Origin of the sequence: Vibrio sp. 1F263, assembly GCF_041439035.1 — a bacterium.
Lineage (GTDB): Bacteria > Pseudomonadota > Gammaproteobacteria > Enterobacterales > Vibrionaceae > Vibrio > Vibrio tasmaniensis_A.
Genome location: NZ_JBGONI010000045.1, coordinates 1 through 17153, shown reverse-complemented (window position 1 = coordinate 17153; position 17153 = coordinate 1). Strand labels below are relative to the sequence as shown.

Here is a 17153-nt window from a genome sequence, read left to right as displayed (position 1 = left end):
GTTGGTGTTATGTCTTCTATATCGGAGATGAAGGTATCAATCCGATCTGTGCCTAATTGGACGGACTCTATCCAGATTGCCCTTCATATGTGTGTAAAAGTCATTGGGAGTGCGCGCCTCGTAATGGTGTTAATTTACCGGTCTTAGTGGCGTTTAAATCCTCTTAATTGGTTTGTATTCGAATTATTTGTACACGAACTATTTGTGCATATTCTTGGTCTATTTAGCCTATTAATTGTTCTGATGTGAAATAAATATTCAATAATCTATCTGTAAGTAATACATAATGCCGCAGGTGTTGAGTGTGATTTAAATTTCTTTATTATCAATATTTTGCTTTGTATGGGCTTGATATTTGACCTTTGTTTGGGCTGGGGGTTTAACGGTTTTCCATCGACTTTACAGAACGGTGCCCCTTGATTTGCATGGGTTAATTGCTTAGAGTGCTAATCGTTTTTCGGGTTTAAATAACCGTTTTTAAGTTTAAATAATCGGTTTTGAGTTTAAATAACTATTAGTTTAGATAACTAAGAAAGGATTAAATTACATGGATCCCATACTGGAAGTTAAGGGACTGTACAAGGTGTTTGGTGAAGACACCGACCGTGCTTTTACAATGATTAATGAAGGCGCGAACAAAGATAAAGTTTTCGAAGAAACAGGGTTAACGATCGGCGTTAACGATGTTTCTCTTAGCATTCAAGAAGGCGAGATTTTCGTCATAATGGGACTGTCAGGATCTGGCAAATCAACCCTAGTACGCCTTCTTAACCGCTTGATTGAACCTACCAAAGGTAATGTGCTTCTTCGAGGCAAAGACATTGCCCACACCTCAGAAGATGAGCTCCGCGAAGTCCGTCGCAACAACATCTCCATGGTTTTCCAAAACTTCGCATTGATGCCTCACATGACAGTGATTGAAAACGCCGCGTTTGGTCTTGAACTAGCGGGTGTTGAAGTCGATAAGAGAAAACAGTCAGCATTTGAAGCGTTGGAACGAGTCGGTCTCGGGCCGTATTCAGAATCTTACCCTGATGAATTGTCTGGCGGTATGAAGCAGCGTGTTGGTTTGGCTCGTGCTCTAGCATGTGACCCTGATATCTTGTTGATGGATGAAGCATTCTCGGCGCTCGATCCTTTGATTCGTACTGAAATGCAAGATGAGCTTATTCGCCTTCAAAATGACGATAAACGAACCATTGTTTTCATCTCCCATGATTTGGATGAAGCGATGCGAATCGGTGACCGTATTGCCATTATGCAAAACGGTGAGGTGGTTCAAGTGGGTACCCCAGACGAAATTCTTAACAACCCAGCGAACGATTATGTCGAAGCTTTCTTCCGCGGTGTGAATGTAGCAAGTGTTCTTACGGTGAAAGACATTGCACGTAAGAAGCCAGCGGCGGTATTTAAAAAATCAGAACATGACGGCCCAGCGTCCGCTCTACAAATCTTGATGGATAACGACCGTGAATACGGCATTGTTGTTGAGAAAAGCAGTCGTTACTCCGGCATTGTCTCTGTTGATTCCCTTCGTAAAGCACACAAAGAGAACAAATCACTCGTCAGTGCGCAGCTCGATGATGGCCTAACGCTGAACCCTGATTTACCAATCAACGGTGTGCTTGGCCTTGTTGGCGGTGTGCCTTACTCCGTTCCTGTTGTGGATGAGCAAGGTAATTACTTTGGCGTGGTAACTAAGTCGCGACTGTTACAAACATTGGATAAGGGGTAGATCATGTCGTCTGAACAAACAAATAATGACCCATGGTCTCAGTCTACTAACTCAGGAGCGACAGCTCAGCCATCAAGTGATCCTTGGGGTCAAGCAGCTGATACCTCACCATCAGCAGATTGGTTAAGCAGCGAAACAGTCGAAACGACACCTTTTGATCCACTTAACCCTTTTTCAGAAGCAGTTTTGCCCGTCGACATTTGGGTAGAGTCTGGACTGAATTGGTTAGTTGAGCACGGACGTCCATTGTTTCAAGCAATCCGTGTGCCTATCGATTTCATTCTAAGTTCATTTGAAACGGCGTTGGTGTCGACACCTGCACCATTCATGTTGATCATTTTGTTTCTTGTTGCATGGCAGTTTTCAAACCTGAAGCTTGGTTTGGCTACAGCCGTTTCTTTGACTTTTATTGGCTTGATTGGCGCTTGGTCTGAAGCGATGACCACACTTTCACTCGTCATGACATCGGTATTCTTCTGTCTGCTGATCGGCTTACCCATGGGGATATGGCTCGCTCGCAGCAATACCGCGGCTAAATTCGTACGCCCAATTCTTGATGCCATGCAAACGACGCCAGCCTTCGTTTATCTTGTGCCCATCGTAATGTTGTTTGGTATCGGTAACGTTCCAGGTGTGGTGGTGACGATCATATTCGCACTTCCTCCTGTTGTACGTTTGACTATCTTGGGTATTCAGCAAGTACCGGAAGAGTTGATCGAAGCGGGTCACTCATTCGGTGCCAGCAAAAAGCAGATGCTTTACCGAATTCAACTACCACTTGCACTGCCAACCATCATGGCGGGCGTGAACCAAACACTGATGCTGTCGCTATCGATGGTGGTTATCGCATCAATGATCGCGGTAGGTGGATTAGGTCAAATGGTACTGAGAGGTATTGGCCGACTGGATATGGGATTGGCCGCTGTTGGTGGCCTAGGCATTGTTATTCTTGCAATCCTACTTGACCGCATTACCCAAGTTCTCGGGGTAAATGCAGGTAATACAAAATTACGCTGGTATCACATGGGGCCTGTTTCCCTTGTGCTAAAAGCTTTAAATCGCGGTAAACAATCAGAACTACAACTAAGGAAAAACACCAATGAATAATTCATGGAAGAGTAAGCTAGCCGTTAGCATCGTTTCGACACTGGCTGTATCAACGAACGTGTGGGCTGCAAGCTTACCGGGTGAAGGTGTATCAGTTCAGCCTGTTCAATCTTCAGTTGCTGAAGAAACGTTCCAAACACTGATTGTTAACCGTGCTTTAGAAGAGCTTGGTTATGATGTGAAATCAACGCAAGAAGTGGACTACAACGTAGCTTACACTTCTATCGCAAAAGGTGACGCAACGTTCCTAACAGTAGGTTGGTTCCCACTCCACGCTGACAAATACAAAATGGCGGGTGGCGATGACAAATTCTACCGTGAAGGCCAGTATGTAAGTGGTGCCGCTCAAGGTTACCTTATTGATAAGAAAACGGCAGAAAAGTACAACATCACTAACATTGGTCAATTGACTGATCCAAAAATCGCTAAGCTGTTTGATGCTGATGGTGATGGCAAAGCAGACCTGACGGGCTGTAACCCTGGTTGGGGTTGTGAGATGGTCATCGAACACCAAATCTCTGCATTCAAATTGGACGATACCGTTACTCACAACCAAGGTAACTATGCAGCGATCATCGCAGATACGATTTCACGTTACCAAAAGGGCGAGTCAGTTCTTTACTACACGTGGACACCTTATTGGGTAAGTGGTGTATTGGTTCCTAACGAAGACGTAGTTTGGTTAGAAGTTCCATTCTCTTCACTTCCGGGTGATCGTGCGAATGTTGATACGACTTTGTCTAACGGTAAGAACTACGGCTTCGAAATGAACTCGATGCGTATTATTGCGAACAAAGAGTTTGCTAAGAACAACCCATCTGCGGCGAAGCTTTTTGAAATCATCAAACTTAACATCAATGATGTAAGTGCTCAGAACATGATGATGAGTAAAGGTAAGAACAGCTCGGCTGATATTGAAGCGCACGTAAACGGTTGGATCAAAGCGAACCGAAATACGTTTGATGCTTGGATTACAGAAGCGAAGAAAGCGGCACTATAACGGTTGTTTTTCGTAAGCAGTCGATAACAGGCTGGAATAAAAAGAGAAGGCCGGTAGTCTGATTCAGACTACCGGCCTTTGTTTTTCTAGCGACATAACTATTTTCTAGCGACATAACTATTTTTTAGCGACATAACTACTGTTATCGCATTATTTTTTAAAGCGGCTTGTTCTTTTAAAAGCGAGCAGGCTAGCGTTCGCCTTGAACCTCAAAATCATCGCTGATTAAACGAGCACAACCATCCGCTTCTAGTGCCCAGTGCTCACGGTGCACCACACCAAACGCTTTGTTCATTGTCCAACTAGCCGTCAAAATGTAGCCGCCTTCTGGGTGCTCTTCCCACGTAACGTCTGTGTAATCAACGTCTTTGAAACCTTGGTCGATGATGTTTTGCCAAAATGCTTGAATCGCTTCACGACCTTCAAAAGTACCAAATGGACGCGCTTCCATTACACAGCTTTCAGCATATTGATCTGCACAACCTTTCGCATCTTGGCTGTTGAATGCTTTCTGCCACGCGTTAATGCCTTGCTTACATGCTTCTAAAATTTGGTTGTTTAACATTGTCTTTCTCCATATCAGTTTTCTTTCAAACACTGTGTCTTTGATTTGGGTGTCTCGATAAGTTGGATTCAGTTTAGTCTTGGAAATTAAGTTGAAAAACAGAGATAATAGAAAATACTGTGTGTAAAAAGAGAACAATAAGATGAGTAAGCTAAAGCAGATGTCGATTTTCGCTCACATCGTAGAGCAGGGCTCAGTATCAGCTGCGGCTGAAAAGCTTGAGTTGTCTAAGTCCGTCGTCAGTCAGCACCTCAAAATTCTGGAACAAGAGTTAGGGGCTTCACTTCTCAAGCGCACAACACGCAGACAAACTCTGACCAGTATGGGTGAACGTTTTTATTTGAGTTGCAAAGACATTAACGTGATTGCTGACTCGGCTTGGGATATGGCTAAAGCTGAGCTAGAAGAGCCACAAGGTCGGATTCGTATTACTGCACCGAATGCTCTTATGGACTTGCTCGTCGCCCCTGTTGTCGCAGATCTAATGAAGCAATATCCCAAGCTAAAACCCGAGCTGATAAGCGATGATCAGCACTTAGATTTCATGGAACACGATATTGATCTCGCAGTACGAGTAGGAACTTCTCGTGACAGTAACCTAAAGCAGAAACGCTTGGGCGAGTTTAAAGACGTGTTGTGTGGCGTTGAAAGCATGCGTTCTCGTGAGCTTGAATCTATTCCTTACATTGCTAACTCATGGCAAGGTAAGCAAGTCTCTCATCACTTTACTTCTCAAACAGATCAAAACTTTATTTACCAACAACAAGCAAGCTGCACTACGAACTCCTTTCATAGTTGTCTCGCGTTGATCAAATCTGGCGTTGGCATTGGTGTGATCCCAGACTTCTATCTTCATCAACTATCAAATGAAGTGGTCGATCTCTTACCAAGTTTTCAACTACCCACTAACACGGTTTATGCGTTGAACCCATTCGCCTCAAACACACCGATTGCCATCAAACTGTGCGTTCAAGCGTTAGAAGAGAAGCTCAAACAGAACTTTGTTTAAAACCAATTCGATAAGTCAGTGATTTAGTAAAGAGGCTTAAAACCAAACTTGCCTAATAGATTGCTCAAGAGTGATGATACAAAAACATAAAGACACAAAAAAGCCCGAGTATAAACTCGGGCTTTGAATGGTTTTCTTTATAACTTATGAGGAGCTAGATTGCCTGACGAAGTTGGAAATAACGTCCTGCTTCGTTTAACAGCTTCTCATGAGAGCCGTGTTCAACAATCTCGCCTTGTTCAATCAGAACGATCGAATCCATCGATTCCAGACCAATCAAGCGGTGCGTAATGAAGATAACCGTCTTGCCTTCGAAGTGCTTCTCGAACAGCGCCATGATGCTCTGCTCAGTTTGCTTATCTAAGCCTTCTGTTGGCTCATCTAGAAGCAGGATAGGGGCATCATGAAGAATGGCACGTGCGATGCCAATACGGCGCTTCTCACCACCAGACAGTTGACGACCACCGTCACCTAACCAGCTATCAAGACCGTCATTCTCAAGCAGCTTTTCTAGACCAACGTCTTTAAGGATGTTAGCTAGGTGCTCATCGTTGGCATCTGGTTTCGCAATCAACAAGTTGTCACGCAAAGTACCATTTAGAATGTCGACACGTTGGCTTACTACACTGATTGATTCACGCAGTTGTGACTCGTTCCATTGTGTTAGTTCAATGCCCGCGATTGAGATGTAGCCCTTTTTAGGATCCCAGTAGCGAGTTAGAAGCTGAATCAGAGTCGATTTACCAGAACCCGTTTGACCAACAATCGCAACCTTGTGCGTGGCAGGGATCGTTAGGTCAACAGCGTTCAGAACACTACGCTCAGAATCAGGGTAGTTGAACGTCACGTTTGAGAACGTAATATCAAGCGGCTTGTTGATGTCGAGCTTCTCTTCAGCAAACTGAACTTCAGGCTCCGACAGAATCACTTCGTTCAAGCGACGAGCAGAAGACAGAGTTTGACCTAAATGCTGGAACGCACCTGCAATTGGCATTAATAGCTCGAAGCTTGCCATGGTTGCGAATGCCATTAGCGCGATGAACGGGTCTGGTGCATTACCACCCACACCGTCAGCCGCAAGCCAAAGCATAAGAACAAGCGTCAAACCGTTGAACAGCATCAGTGCTGCTGACGCCATACCTGTTAGGTTGGCATTCACAAACTGATTCGCCATCAGCTTGTGTTGCGTTTCTAGAATCGCATTACGGTACCGCTCTTCAGCACCAAACAGAGTCAGTTCGCTGTAGCCTTCAATCCAATCTAGCGTAGTCACACGAAGATCCGCTTTGTTCTGTGTCAGTTCACCGCCGTTACGCTTGCCCAGCTTGTAGAACAAGATTGGCCAAACCAACAGCATGATCAGAAGGATAGAACCTAAGATCAAACCAAGCGAGCTATCGAACCACATCAAGAATAGAGTCAGGAAGAAAATCCCGAACACACCCACCGTCACTGGGCTTACTAAACGTAAGTACACGTGATCCATGGCGTCTACATCAGCAACCAAACGGTTCAGTAGGTCAGCATCACGAAGGTTTGAAATTCGACCTGGGATCAGCGGAGCCAGCTTCTTGAAGAAGAAGATACGTAAATCAGTTAACAGTTTGAATGTTGCATTGTGGCTGACAACACGTTCACCCCAACGACCCGCAGTACGGCTCATTGCCAAACCACGTACACCACCACCCGGTAGCATGTAGTTGAAGGTTTCACGCGCAATCGTAAGGCCTGCAACCGCAGAAGCTGAAATGAACCAGCCTGATAGCGTTAACAAGCCAATAGAAGCCGACAGAGTAGCAAAAGCCAATAGCATGCCTAGCGATAGGCCAAACCAATGCTTTTTATAGAGTTTCAGGTAAGGCAGTAAATCACGCATCTAAATTACCCTTATTATCTTGTTGAGCTAAGTTCGCGTTCAGCATCTCTTCGAACAAACCACCCGCAGTTGAAAGCTGAGAGTAATGACCTTGTTCAACCAGACCACCATCACGCATAACCAGAATATTATCGACCGATTTAAGAGGAGCGAGTTGGTGCGTCACAAGTAGGGCAGTGCGGCTTTCAATATTGCTATTGATGCCTTTCATTACTAACTGTTCGCTACGAGTATCTAGGCTGGCAGTTGGTTCATCTAACAACCAGAACTGGCCATCTTGAATCATTGCGCGAGCTAGTGCCAAACGTTGAGACTGACCAACAGACAGGCCACCAGAGCGATCAGAAATCATGTAATCCAAGCCGTGCTCGTTAACGAACTCGCTAGCAAATGATTGCTCAAGTGCATTCTCAACAACTTGGTCAGCGATATCATGCTTACCTAGAGTGACGTTGTCACGAATGCTGCCGTGCAGTAGCAACGGGTTTTGACCAACCCAGCTAATGGTTTTACGCCAAGAGGCTAAGTCGAGGTCACGCAATTCAATACCATTGATTTTCAAGCTTCCTTCATAAGGCATGAAACCAAGGATGGCATTGATCAAACTTGTTTTACCCGCACCACTTGGGCCAACTAACGCCGTCGATTGGCGAGTGTTAAGTGCGAACGAGATAGGACCAACTAATTGAACACCTTCAGGGCTTAACACTTTTAGGTCGGTAGCTTCAATATTGATGCCTTGAGCTGAATCGAGTTGAGTGTTGCCTGATTTAACCTTAGTGATGTCTGTTTCTAGGAACTCGACAATACTTTCGGCTGCGCCAACTGCTTGTTGCTTCGCGTGGTAGAAAGTACCTAAGTCACGCAGAGGTTGGTAAAACTCTGGCGCCAAGATAAGGATGAACAAACCTGCGAATAGAGTAATGCCAACACCGTAGTGGCCGAAGTTAAGCTCACCGATGTAGGTGAAACCAAAGTAAACAGCCGTCATCGCGATCGAGATCGACGTGAAGAACTCAAGTACCGCAGAAGACAAGAAAGCAATTTTCAACACATCCATGGTACGCGTTCTGAACACTTCAGATGCACCTTTAAGTACTTCTGTTTCAGCGTTGGTGCGGTCAAATAGACGGATAGTCGTCATTGACTGCAAACGGTCGTAAAAGTGACCTGAAAGGCGCTGTAGCGCTTTGAAGTTTTTACGGTTCGCATCGGCCGCTTTCATACCCACAAGTGCCATGAACATCGGTACCAGTGGAGCAGTAATCAAGAAGATCAATCCTGCTGCCCAGTTTACAGGGAACACCACAACCAAAATAATGAATGGAATCATTACCGATAAAGACATCTGAGGTAGGTAACGAGAGAAGAAGTCTTGCATGTCTTCTACTTGTTCTAGCAACAGCGTTGCCCACGTACCGGCAGGTTTACCTTTAATGTAAGCAGGGCCTAATTCACGTAACTTATCAAGGATGAGTTGCCTTATGTAGACCCGGATCTGTTCACCACAGCGATAACCTGCGATTTCACGTCCCCATGTACAGCCAGCACGGCCAACGACCGATAATGCTAAGCCTGCGAAATGACCAACCAGTTCAGATTTATCGACATTCTCGATGATCAGCTGGTGAAGAATAGAGGCGAGAAGAGCTGCTTGAGCAATTAAGAACACGCTTGAAAGTACGCCAAGGCTAATCGCAATCATAAGCCAGCGTTTCGCTAACTTACTCTGTTGCTTAAGCCACTTGTTCAAGCTGCGTTGTTTTTTCTTATCCATTATGAAGGCTTAATGATAATTATTATTTGTTGAGGGCGGCTAGTATACAAAAGAAAGCCCAGTGGATATACCACTGGGCTCTAGGGATTTACAACAAAATGTGATGACGCCCTGCATCTACTGAGGTGAGGGCTTCGATATTTAAATCTGCAATCTCAGATTTACTTATCGTTAAGGCCATCTAGGAAGCGTTCAGCATCCAGTGCAGCCATACAACCTGTACCAGCAGAAGTGATTGCTTGGCGGTAGTTGTGGTCCATTACATCACCTGCAGCGAACACGCCCGGGATGCTAGTTTGTGTTGCGTTACCTTCAAGACCCGACTGAACAATGATGTAGTCATCTTTCATGTCGACTTGGCCTTTGAAGATTTCAGTGTTTGGTTGGTGACCGATAGCAATGAATGCGCCCATTACTTCGATGTCTTCCGTTTTGTCAGACTGAGTATCTTTAATACGAACGCCCGTTACACCCATGTCGTCGCCTAGAACTTCGTCTAGCGTGCGATCAGTGTGAAGAACAATGTTGCCGTTCTCTACTTTGTCCATTAAACGCTTCACTAGAATTTTTTCAGCGCGGAACGTGTCACGGCGGTGAACAAGGTGAACTTCAGACGCGATGTTAGACAGGTAAAGTGCTTCTTCAACAGCGGTGTTACCACCACCCACAACTGCAACTTTCTGGTTGCGGTAGAAGAAACCATCACACGTTGCACAAGCAGAAACGCCACGGCCTTTGAATGCTTCTTCAGAATCTAAACCTAGGTACTTAGCTGATGCGCCCGTTGAGATGATCAATGCATCACACGTGTACTCGCCAGAATCGCCTTTCAGACGGAAAGGGCGGTTAGATAGGTCGACTTCGTTAATGTGGTCGAACAGGATCTCTGTTTCAAAGCGCTCAGCGTGCTCTTTCATGCGATCCATTAGAGCAGGGCCCGTTAAACCTTCAGCATCACCCGGCCAGTTTTCAACTTCTGTTGTGGTGGTAAGCTGACCACCTTGCTGCATACCGGTAACCAGTACTGGGTTTAGGTTTGCACGAGCAGCGTAAACTGCAGCTGTATAGCCAGCAGGGCCAGAACCAAGAATCAATAAATTACAGTGCTTTACGTCGCTCATGAGGACTCCGAAATTGAAATTGTTTTTATTTATAATCGCTTAGGATTGTATGGAAAATATGGAGGCAATAAAAGGTTAAACAAGGGCTGAAGTGTAATTAATCGTTATAGTTTAGAACTTAATCGATCAAATCGACTGTCTTGTATTTCAAGGTGTTAGAATAAATATCAATAGGTTATGGAAAGTTTAACTGCGTATAAAAACATATAACTTTGTATTTCGGGAGATTCTGTCGCCAATTTGTCGCCATAAAATCTTCTCTTTAAGAAGGATAAATTGTTGGAGAGATAAAGATTAAAGTTAATTCGAAGTAGATTCACAGGAAGTTAAACCATCGGCAAGTTCTGGCTAGAAGCAATTTAAGGCGTTTGAGTTAATTTTTACGTTTTAGGTTACGCAAAGCAACTTGAAACTAGAAGTGTTGGGGGATTTATGGTTGTCTTATCTTCTTGTTGCATAACCAAGTATCAATGCTTTACTACCAATGACTGTATTATATTGATAAAATACCGCGAAACGCCAGAAAGTTGGTAATTATGATAGACAATAACGTATCCAAACTATGAAAGTGATTGTTTTATCAGGTGCTGGGCTTTCTGTTCCTTCAGAACTGCCTGCATATGAAGATATTAAAAATACACCTGAATACCAAGCATTCCAAGGAGCTTCACCTTGTGAAGTATTGGCTCTTGTAAAGAAAATTCGGCATAAATATGAGCAATTTTTACCGAATCGAGCACATTACGAATGTATGTATCTCGAAACATATTGTCAATCACTAGGAGTTGAGTTTCTACATTACACTTTAAATATTGATGACTTAATTGAGAAAGCTGGAGGGAGTGCGGTACATCTTCATGGTTGTATAAATGAACCAGACAGTATCGTTCAATGCAAAGATGTCCCTTGTGTAGACCTTTTCAATATTGAGTGGGAAGTAAACGATCTCCTAATAGTACTTGGTGTTAGTAACAATGGTTTTCCTTTAGCTGCATTAGAGGCAAATGCTTTGGCGTCTGGAGCTAAATTTGTAAACTACAACATTGTTTCTAATAGTGAAACTAGTAATCCTACGGTAATCGGTGATGTTTCAGAAGTATTCAAGTTTTTAGATCATCGAAACTTACCACCTATAGAGTTAACAGAAGTTGATTTAGGTTTTATTGTTTATCAAATAGAATGCAACATCATGGAGAGCGAGTACACTGTTTACCTAACTCCGTCGACAGAAGGTGACTTTAGTGATGGTAGGCTGGAGGATACCGAAGACCGAATAGGAATGAAACTCAACGAAAATTGTTTTGAGATTAAGTTTGACTTAAAGTCAAACATCGAAAATCAAACACTCTTTGAGCAACCAGAAAGAGCGATTACTAGACAGCAGTTAAACCTTTTAGGTAGAGTCATAGCAGCTTTGATCCTGTCACATTCGAGAAGTAAAAATGTGATTGTTTATACGGCTTCTGCTGTAGATGAAAGGTTAGTATTGTTCTATAATTTGCTTGCAAGGAAGTACGCAGATCAACTAGAATATGATTCATGGTGTAGTTTTGGCACTGAAGGAATAAATTATGCGTTTAAAAAAAAATGAAGTAACTAACAAACGTAAGCTTGAAGCTATGCGTAAGTTGTCGCAAGCTTGTAATGCTGCAATTAAAGCTGGTAAAGCAAAGAAAATTACTCTTTCTCCGCAATGAGCTATTACTTGTACCTAATTCATAAGACCGGCCATGAGCTGGTTTTTTTGTATTTAAAAACGCCATAACTCTTAGTCAGATTTAACTAGCAAGCAAAATATGTCTAGAAATGGATAGTTAGAGCTTCGTTGTTTGTTGAAGAGGTTATGATAGAAAACTCGTTTAATGGCTAATGAATAGCACTGTTTAGAGCTAAAATGGAGTGTCGTAGTGAAAGCCGCTTCAATTGAAATGAGCTTTGAAAGTATGATTTATAGATTAACATCAAAAAAAGAAAGTAATCAGTTTAGCTAGTAAGCAAAGCTACCGTTACCTTGTCGAAGTTTTCGGAAGCTTTGACTTATAGAACTGATAAATAATCCCTCTTCATTTGAATCTGAGTTTATGCGTGTTGGTAGTGCCTAGTTTGGAATTCAAGCAAAGAACTAACTTCGCGTTTAAGATCGCTGGTTAAACCCCATTGTTTGGCTAGTTTTTCACATTTTGATGTTACTGCTTCAGCGAATTGTAATAATTGGTCACGTAGATTACACAGCTGCTGCTTTACAGCAGTAGGAACACAATTAAACCGCATTAGCTTATCAACCAAGTAACCAGCACGTTTCAAAGCTTCTTTCCTCAAGTGTTCTACAGTCGGTACGAAAGACTCATGCCAAACAGCCAACGCAACTGTTTTAACATCTTCAGGCGATGCATTAGCGAAGTCATTTGATACTAGTCTATTGAATACTCTCTGTGTCTTCATTAGCTTCTAACTCTTTCATGATGGCAATTGCGTGATCTACGTTTAATCGTAGGCTAGCTTCTGTTGCCGAGTATAAAATTGCTTCTTCAGCTTGTTCACTGAATTCTTCGAGCGTGAACAACCATTCCTTATTCAACTATAAGCCTGTTAAATGACAACTAGGTGAAAATAAACAAAAAACGTTTAGTTATTAATGCTCTAACTCCGAACTAAACTGACCTAAAGGCTGGCTTTAAAAAGAATTAAAACTTTACTTACGTGTATATGGCTTGTTCAAAGAACTCTCTATCAAACTCATCCATATCTTCAATGGATATGTGCTCTTTAAGTTTTGAGTTGCACACTTCTCTAGGATCACAGTTTTTTTGTTGTAAGTTGTGAGCGGTTCCCCACCAAGTCGATTTTCGACCGACCTTTCTTTCCATAATGTCATGTTTGTTTGCAACTTGATTCGCCAAGACACCGCAATCTAAATCATATTGCTCTGCTATCTGTATGACAGCATTTTTGAGCCATGCAAGGTTACCATTCGCGCTTGCAAAACACATATTGACGTAATTTTCCGCTTCCATCCCTAATAATACTTTAGAAGCGAACTTGTTAGCTTCGATCTCCTCCTGATCTAGCCTTCTTTCATCACTGGTTTCACTTAACTCAATTAATGAAAATTCACTTAATTCTGGTCGTTGGCTAGCGTGATATAGCTCATGCAGTAAATCAAATGACCAGCGGGAAGTATGGAGTGTCTTTTGTTTGAGTACGACAATATTTCGGTGTGATATTCTCCAGGTTGCGCCATGAAATGCACCTGAATCATTTAAGCCGAGAACGATAACACCTTTATCATAGGCATGAGAAAGTAAAGACTCAAAACTAACATCACCGTACTTGCCGATTATTTCATTTCTGATGATTTCAGCATCTTCATTTAATACTTCTTTAGGCTTGTTGAAGTATCTAATAGCTAATTTAGCAACAGTATAAGCATATTGTGTATATGCGCTTGCGTATTGCTCATTAGCCCCTGCGGGCATCTTAAATCTAGCAACTAATGCTCCATCTCGTCCTATAGATAGAGGTTCATCACCAAGAAGTTGTTCTTTGGTCCACCCAAAAATGGTACTGACTTTCTCACAAACTCTTTCAACCCAAGAATCGCGATCAAAGTTATGTATTTCACGCGGAGCTATCCTCTTTTCAATGAAAGATTCCTCTAACCCGGCATCGGATAACTTAGCTAATAAAAGATTTTTAGTTCGGGATGCTTTCGGTAAAAAGACATCTTCAGTTATCTTTAAGTCTAGAGCTCTAATTATAGAAACGATGGTAGAGAAGCTTGCTGATGAATACTCAGTATTTTCGTATCGTTGTATTTGTTGTTCTTTCATACCTAGCTTTTCAGCAAGATCTTTCTGAGTTAAGCCCAAATATATTCTTGAGCGAATAAGAGCCTTTGGTAAATCAGCAATATTATCGACATCGAAAACAGCAAACTCCCCTGATAAGAGTTGTTCGTACTCTTCTATTTCCTTCAAGAGGTCGTCTCGTTGAAAAATAAGAGCATTTTTTTGTGCTTGCATAAGAAGGGGATGAGTGTCGCTTGTACCCTCTTCAAGAGCATGGATAGTAGTATTGAATTCTTGTACTTGATTTTTCGTTAGTGCGAGTTGTCTTGAGTTTTTAATCATTGCTCACCCCCAATATTAATCGCCACAATTCCCTTTTTTTGACCTGTATTTTTATCTTGTTGGAAAAAGTTAAGGAAGGTCTTACCGCTAGCACCTTCTGGTATTTCTGCTGGGAAAACATCACCTCTATACTTAAGTTCAATCTCATTCCTATGTGCGGGAAGCGCTAGTAGTAAACAAGCGTCTAATTTGTTTGGGTCGACGCCTTGAATGCTCCAAGCCATATCATAATCGCCAGGTATTTCCTTTTCGGTAACAAAGCTGCCATCAACATAAATTAAATTGCACCCTGCTGAGCCCAAGTTCTTGATTAACAAACTTAGCCCATCGAGTAACCATGCTCTTTTGGCGTTGTAACCAAAACGGTCAATCAATTCTTGCATTGAGGCGTAGTGAATACCCTCAGGAAGATTTCCTTGCTCGTTAAACTCAGGAATCATAACCCAACTTTATTGTTGTGTAATCATTGTAGTCTATTTACCTTGAAAGATGAATAAAGTCAATTGGTTTTTTGAGTGGGAGGTGAGTAGGAAATCTAAATTAGGGTAGGAACTAGATCACAGCGTAGGGGCGACAGAATCGCTTGGTGATCACAGATTTGCTGAGGGGCAAGATTTGCTGAGGGGCATGTGATTACCGAGGGAGGTTGACGGTCTAATTACCGAAGGACTCTGTCATAGTCTTATTAATAGTAGTCAACTATGACAGTTCTGCTCTTATTCGATAATTGATGCCTCGGCACGAGCTTCCCGTAACTCTCTTGTATTCAGCTTTTCTTCAAGCCAGATGTTCCTTACTGTTGAGTGACTAATCGAGATGTTAAATCGCTTTCTCATCTCACCACTGATCCTGATCGATGTTAGATGAGGTAATTTGAGCGTTAATGAGATGACGACATTTCGAGTCTTCTCATCGATGCGGTTACTGTGCCTTGGTTGGCCATACATACGTTTCAAAGCTAATGGACCGTGTGCTTCGAGAAGTTGACGGTTGTTGTGAATGCTTTTGACAGAGCAACCGCTCTGCCGAGCAGCTTCTCTCACATTGCCTAACTCCTTGGCAAGTTCAATAGCATCGAGCTTTTTCTGAACTTCTTCCCCGTATTCTTTCCTAGAGCTAGGCTCAACAAGCTCTTTAATGGACAGCTCTCGGTCAGCAAAGTAAGCGGTGAAGTTACCATCAAGTTGCTTACGTAGCTCAACTTGTTGACTCACGATAGAGTGCCTTAACGGAGAGGTAATTTGGTACATTGCGTTACCATAACTGAAGGTATGGTCCCGACGGATTTTTCGATATTCTTTTTGGATACATATCGCATCGAGGTTTAGGTGTTTCGGAACGGGCCTATGTTCCGAGCGCACCTGCTTAGCGTTGACGGTGAGGGTTGTCGCCCAATAGTCAGGGATGAAAGTGTTTTGCAGGTAATCATTTGCGCTATTCATATCGGTGACCCCCGCCAGTCTTAACTCAGGGACGAGACGATCTTGGAACGTATCGAAGGCGCGTTCGATACGACCTTTTCCTTGGGGGGAGTTGGCAAAAATAATTTCTATACCAAGCTCTTCGCAGGCTCGTTGCATCTGAGAGAAGTGGCAGCGTTTTGGTCCACCAAAGATACCCGCTCTATCAACATAAAGCGTCTTAAAAAGCCCCTTTTTTTCGATATAAGCCTTCATTACTTTGAGGCACCCTTCCGTAGTTTCTGAAGGAAAGAATTCCGCATGAACGTCACTGGTTGCGTCATCAATCATAGCGATAAGGCAGGACTTTTTGTCCCCGAACCAAAGGTGAGGGCTGCCGTCCATTTGCAGCATTAAGCCTTCTGCCTCCATGCGCTCTCGTCGTCTTCTTACTTTGGAGCGGCGATGTTTAGCTCGTTTTACATGATGGATTTCGTGCGCCCAGGTACGAAGTGTCTCTCGCTTTACTTTGATGCCTTCAAACACTTCCAGCATGTCTGCCAAATGAAGCATGTTAAAGTCGTAATACTTGGCTTTTATCAGAGCTTGAACTTGCTTCTTTAAGGTCACGGGAATTTTATTAGCGGGTGCTCTTCCTGTGTTGCCATGAACAACGAAAAGAATACCATCGGTACGGTATCGCCTGAGGTAACGTTCAATGGTTCGGTGGGATTTATTGAGCAGTTTCGAGGCATTGAGAATAGAGATTTTGTTAAGTGCCACTTTAGCAATGACATCCACGGTAAGCTGGGATTTAGCATCCATAACGATCATCCTATACACCCTTTGATTAATTCACAGTGATAGTCAAAGGATTACGTAAAAAGTAGGACCGTCAATTTCCCTCGGTAATTAGGCTAACGACAAAGTCGCTTGGTAGTTAAGGTACGACAGAATCGCTTGGTGATCACAGATTTGCTGAGGGGCATCAAACACGAAAATGCCCCAAAGTTCGTTAGAGCAAATGCTCTACACAATTTAGGGGCGTGCGTTTTGCCCTACGAAAAGTTATCCAAATTCGGTAGCTGTCAAAGTTATGCCACACAGAAAACCGCCCCCATTATCTTTATCACTAACCTATTGATTTATTGTTGAAGCGTAAAAAGAAAGGCTGCATTATGTGATCATAGAATACAAACGCCGCTTAGCAATCAGGAGAAACAATAAGTGTAAATATCAGAAGTGCAGAAATCAGTGATTCGAAGGCAATCAGTGAATTAATCTTACCTTTAGCAAAAAAATATGTTTGTCCTACTTGTGATGCGTCTGCACACGATATTTTGGGCTTTGTTGCGTAATTAAATTTAAAGATAGAACTACCCCGTTTCGCGTATTTCTTAATCAATACGACAAGTTTCAGGCATACCTAACCC

15 protein-coding genes are annotated in these 17153 nt (G+C 42.9%); 6 read left to right on the top strand and 9 right to left on the bottom strand.

The window, feature by feature from the left end; all coding sequences use genetic code 11:
* Positions 1–547 precede the first annotated feature (547 nt).
* The 3 genes from proV to proX are packed head-to-tail and all read left to right on the top strand — an operon-like array spanning position 548 to position 3842.
* The gene (proV, locus tag ACED25_RS20420) at positions 548–1735 is read left to right on the top strand and encodes a glycine betaine/L-proline ABC transporter ATP-binding protein ProV (RefSeq protein WP_371695948.1); all 1188 of its coding nucleotides are present in this window, start codon (positions 548–550) and stop codon (positions 1733–1735) included.
* Positions 1736–1738: 3 nt separating this feature from the next.
* A complete protein-coding gene (proW, locus tag ACED25_RS20415) occupies positions 1739–2842 on the top strand; it encodes a glycine betaine/L-proline ABC transporter permease ProW (RefSeq protein WP_371695947.1) in 1104 nt (367 codons plus the stop codon).
* Positions 2835–3842, top strand: a complete 1008-nt coding sequence (proX, locus tag ACED25_RS20410; RefSeq protein WP_009846457.1) for a glycine betaine/L-proline ABC transporter substrate-binding protein ProX — start codon at positions 2835–2837, stop codon at positions 3840–3842. Before proW ends, proX begins: the two co-directional genes overlap by 8 nt.
* A 190-nt stretch (positions 3843–4032) precedes the next feature.
* On the opposite strand, the gene ACED25_RS20405 is transcribed toward proX, so the two are convergent.
* Positions 4033–4407 (bottom strand): nuclear transport factor 2 family protein, encoded by a 375-nt coding sequence (locus ACED25_RS20405; RefSeq protein ID WP_009846458.1) that lies wholly within the window; start codon positions 4405–4407, stop codon positions 4033–4035.
* A 142-nt stretch (positions 4408–4549) separates the two neighbouring features.
* Between ACED25_RS20405 and ACED25_RS20400 the strand changes: the two genes are divergently transcribed.
* On the top strand, positions 4550–5416 hold the full coding sequence (locus tag ACED25_RS20400) for a LysR family transcriptional regulator (protein WP_371695946.1): 867 nt from the start codon (positions 4550–4552) through the stop codon (positions 5414–5416).
* Positions 5417–5570: 154 nt separating this feature from the next.
* Here ACED25_RS20400 and cydC read toward each other — a convergent pair whose 3' ends face one another.
* From cydC to trxB, 3 genes are all read right to left on the bottom strand, one after another.
* Positions 5571–7292 (bottom strand): cysteine/glutathione ABC transporter ATP-binding protein/permease CydC, encoded by a 1722-nt coding sequence (cydC, locus tag ACED25_RS20395; protein WP_371695945.1) that lies wholly within the window; start codon positions 7290–7292, stop codon positions 5571–5573.
* A complete protein-coding gene (gene cydD / locus ACED25_RS20390) occupies positions 7285–9069 on the bottom strand; it encodes a cysteine/glutathione ABC transporter permease/ATP-binding protein CydD (RefSeq protein WP_371695944.1) in 1785 nt (594 codons plus the stop codon). The genes cydC and cydD overlap by 8 nt, the downstream gene beginning before the upstream one ends.
* Positions 9070–9230: 161 nt before the next feature.
* The gene (gene trxB, locus ACED25_RS20385) at positions 9231–10190 is read right to left on the bottom strand and encodes a thioredoxin-disulfide reductase (protein ID WP_004733400.1); all 960 of its coding nucleotides are present in this window, start codon (positions 10188–10190) and stop codon (positions 9231–9233) included.
* 562 nt (positions 10191–10752) lie between these two features.
* Between trxB and ACED25_RS20380 the strand changes: the two genes are divergently transcribed.
* Positions 10753–11781 (top strand): hypothetical protein, encoded by a 1029-nt coding sequence (locus ACED25_RS20380; protein WP_017098634.1) that lies wholly within the window; start codon positions 10753–10755, stop codon positions 11779–11781.
* Positions 11762–11887: a hypothetical protein gene (locus tag ACED25_RS20375; RefSeq protein WP_017083874.1), complete on the top strand. Its 126-nt coding sequence runs from the start codon at positions 11762–11764 to the stop codon at positions 11885–11887. Before ACED25_RS20380 ends, ACED25_RS20375 begins: the two co-directional genes overlap by 20 nt.
* Before the next feature lie 382 nt (positions 11888–12269).
* On the opposite strand, the gene ACED25_RS20370 is transcribed toward ACED25_RS20375, so the two are convergent.
* From ACED25_RS20370 to ACED25_RS20350, 5 genes are all read right to left on the bottom strand, one after another.
* Positions 12270–12632, bottom strand: coding sequence for a hypothetical protein (locus tag ACED25_RS20370; RefSeq protein WP_017083873.1), 363 nt, complete (start codon positions 12630–12632; stop codon positions 12270–12272).
* Positions 12607–12768: a hypothetical protein gene (locus ACED25_RS20365; RefSeq protein WP_158008979.1), complete on the bottom strand. Its 162-nt coding sequence runs from the start codon at positions 12766–12768 to the stop codon at positions 12607–12609. The genes ACED25_RS20370 and ACED25_RS20365 overlap by 26 nt, the downstream gene beginning before the upstream one ends.
* 118 nt (positions 12769–12886) lie before the next feature.
* Positions 12887–14320, bottom strand: coding sequence for an XRE family transcriptional regulator (locus ACED25_RS20360; RefSeq protein ID WP_017083871.1), 1434 nt, complete (start codon positions 14318–14320; stop codon positions 12887–12889).
* Positions 14317–14760 carry a hypothetical protein gene (locus ACED25_RS20355; protein ID WP_102556165.1) on the bottom strand — a complete coding sequence of 148 codons (444 nt, stop codon included), beginning with the start codon at positions 14758–14760 and terminating at the stop codon, positions 14317–14319. Before ACED25_RS20355 ends, ACED25_RS20360 begins: the two co-directional genes overlap by 4 nt.
* A gap of 276 nt (positions 14761–15036) precedes the next feature.
* On the bottom strand, positions 15037–16554 hold the full coding sequence (locus ACED25_RS20350; RefSeq protein WP_081325388.1) for an ISNCY family transposase: 1518 nt from the start codon (positions 16552–16554) through the stop codon (positions 15037–15039).
* Positions 16555–17153: the final 599 nt, after the last annotated feature.

What these genes read in the sequence shown, in the direction of transcription:
- proV (WP_371695948.1), top strand. Translation starts at nt 548, where the DNA reads ATGGATCCCATACTGGAAGTTAAGGGACTGTACAAGGTGTTTGGTGAA.
- proW (WP_371695947.1), top strand. Translation starts at nt 1,739, where the DNA reads ATGTCGTCTGAACAAACAAATAATGACCCATGGTCTCAGTCTACTAAC.
- proX (WP_009846457.1), top strand. Translation starts at nt 2,835, where the DNA reads ATGAATAATTCATGGAAGAGTAAGCTAGCCGTTAGCATCGTTTCGACA.
- ACED25_RS20405 (WP_009846458.1), bottom strand. Translation starts at nt 4,407, where the DNA reads ATGTTAAACAACCAAATTTTAGAAGCATGTAAGCAAGGCATTAACGCG.
- ACED25_RS20400 (WP_371695946.1), top strand. Translation starts at nt 4,550, where the DNA reads ATGAGTAAGCTAAAGCAGATGTCGATTTTCGCTCACATCGTAGAGCAG.
- cydC (WP_371695945.1), bottom strand. Translation starts at nt 7,292, where the DNA reads ATGCGTGATTTACTGCCTTACCTGAAACTCTATAAAAAGCATTGGTTT.
- cydD (WP_371695944.1), bottom strand. Translation starts at nt 9,069, where the DNA reads ATGGATAAGAAAAAACAACGCAGCTTGAACAAGTGGCTTAAGCAACAG.
- trxB (WP_004733400.1), bottom strand. Translation starts at nt 10,190, where the DNA reads ATGAGCGACGTAAAGCACTGTAATTTATTGATTCTTGGTTCTGGCCCT.
- ACED25_RS20380 (WP_017098634.1), top strand. Translation starts at nt 10,753, where the DNA reads ATGAAAGTGATTGTTTTATCAGGTGCTGGGCTTTCTGTTCCTTCAGAA.
- ACED25_RS20375 (WP_017083874.1), top strand. Translation starts at nt 11,762, where the DNA reads ATGCGTTTAAAAAAAAATGAAGTAACTAACAAACGTAAGCTTGAAGCT.
- ACED25_RS20370 (WP_017083873.1), bottom strand. Translation starts at nt 12,632, where the DNA reads ATGAAGACACAGAGAGTATTCAATAGACTAGTATCAAATGACTTCGCT.
- ACED25_RS20360 (WP_017083871.1), bottom strand. Translation starts at nt 14,320, where the DNA reads ATGATTAAAAACTCAAGACAACTCGCACTAACGAAAAATCAAGTACAA.
- ACED25_RS20355 (WP_102556165.1), bottom strand. Translation starts at nt 14,760, where the DNA reads ATGATTCCTGAGTTTAACGAGCAAGGAAATCTTCCTGAGGGTATTCAC.
- ACED25_RS20350 (WP_081325388.1), bottom strand. Translation starts at nt 16,554, where the DNA reads ATGATCGTTATGGATGCTAAATCCCAGCTTACCGTGGATGTCATTGCT.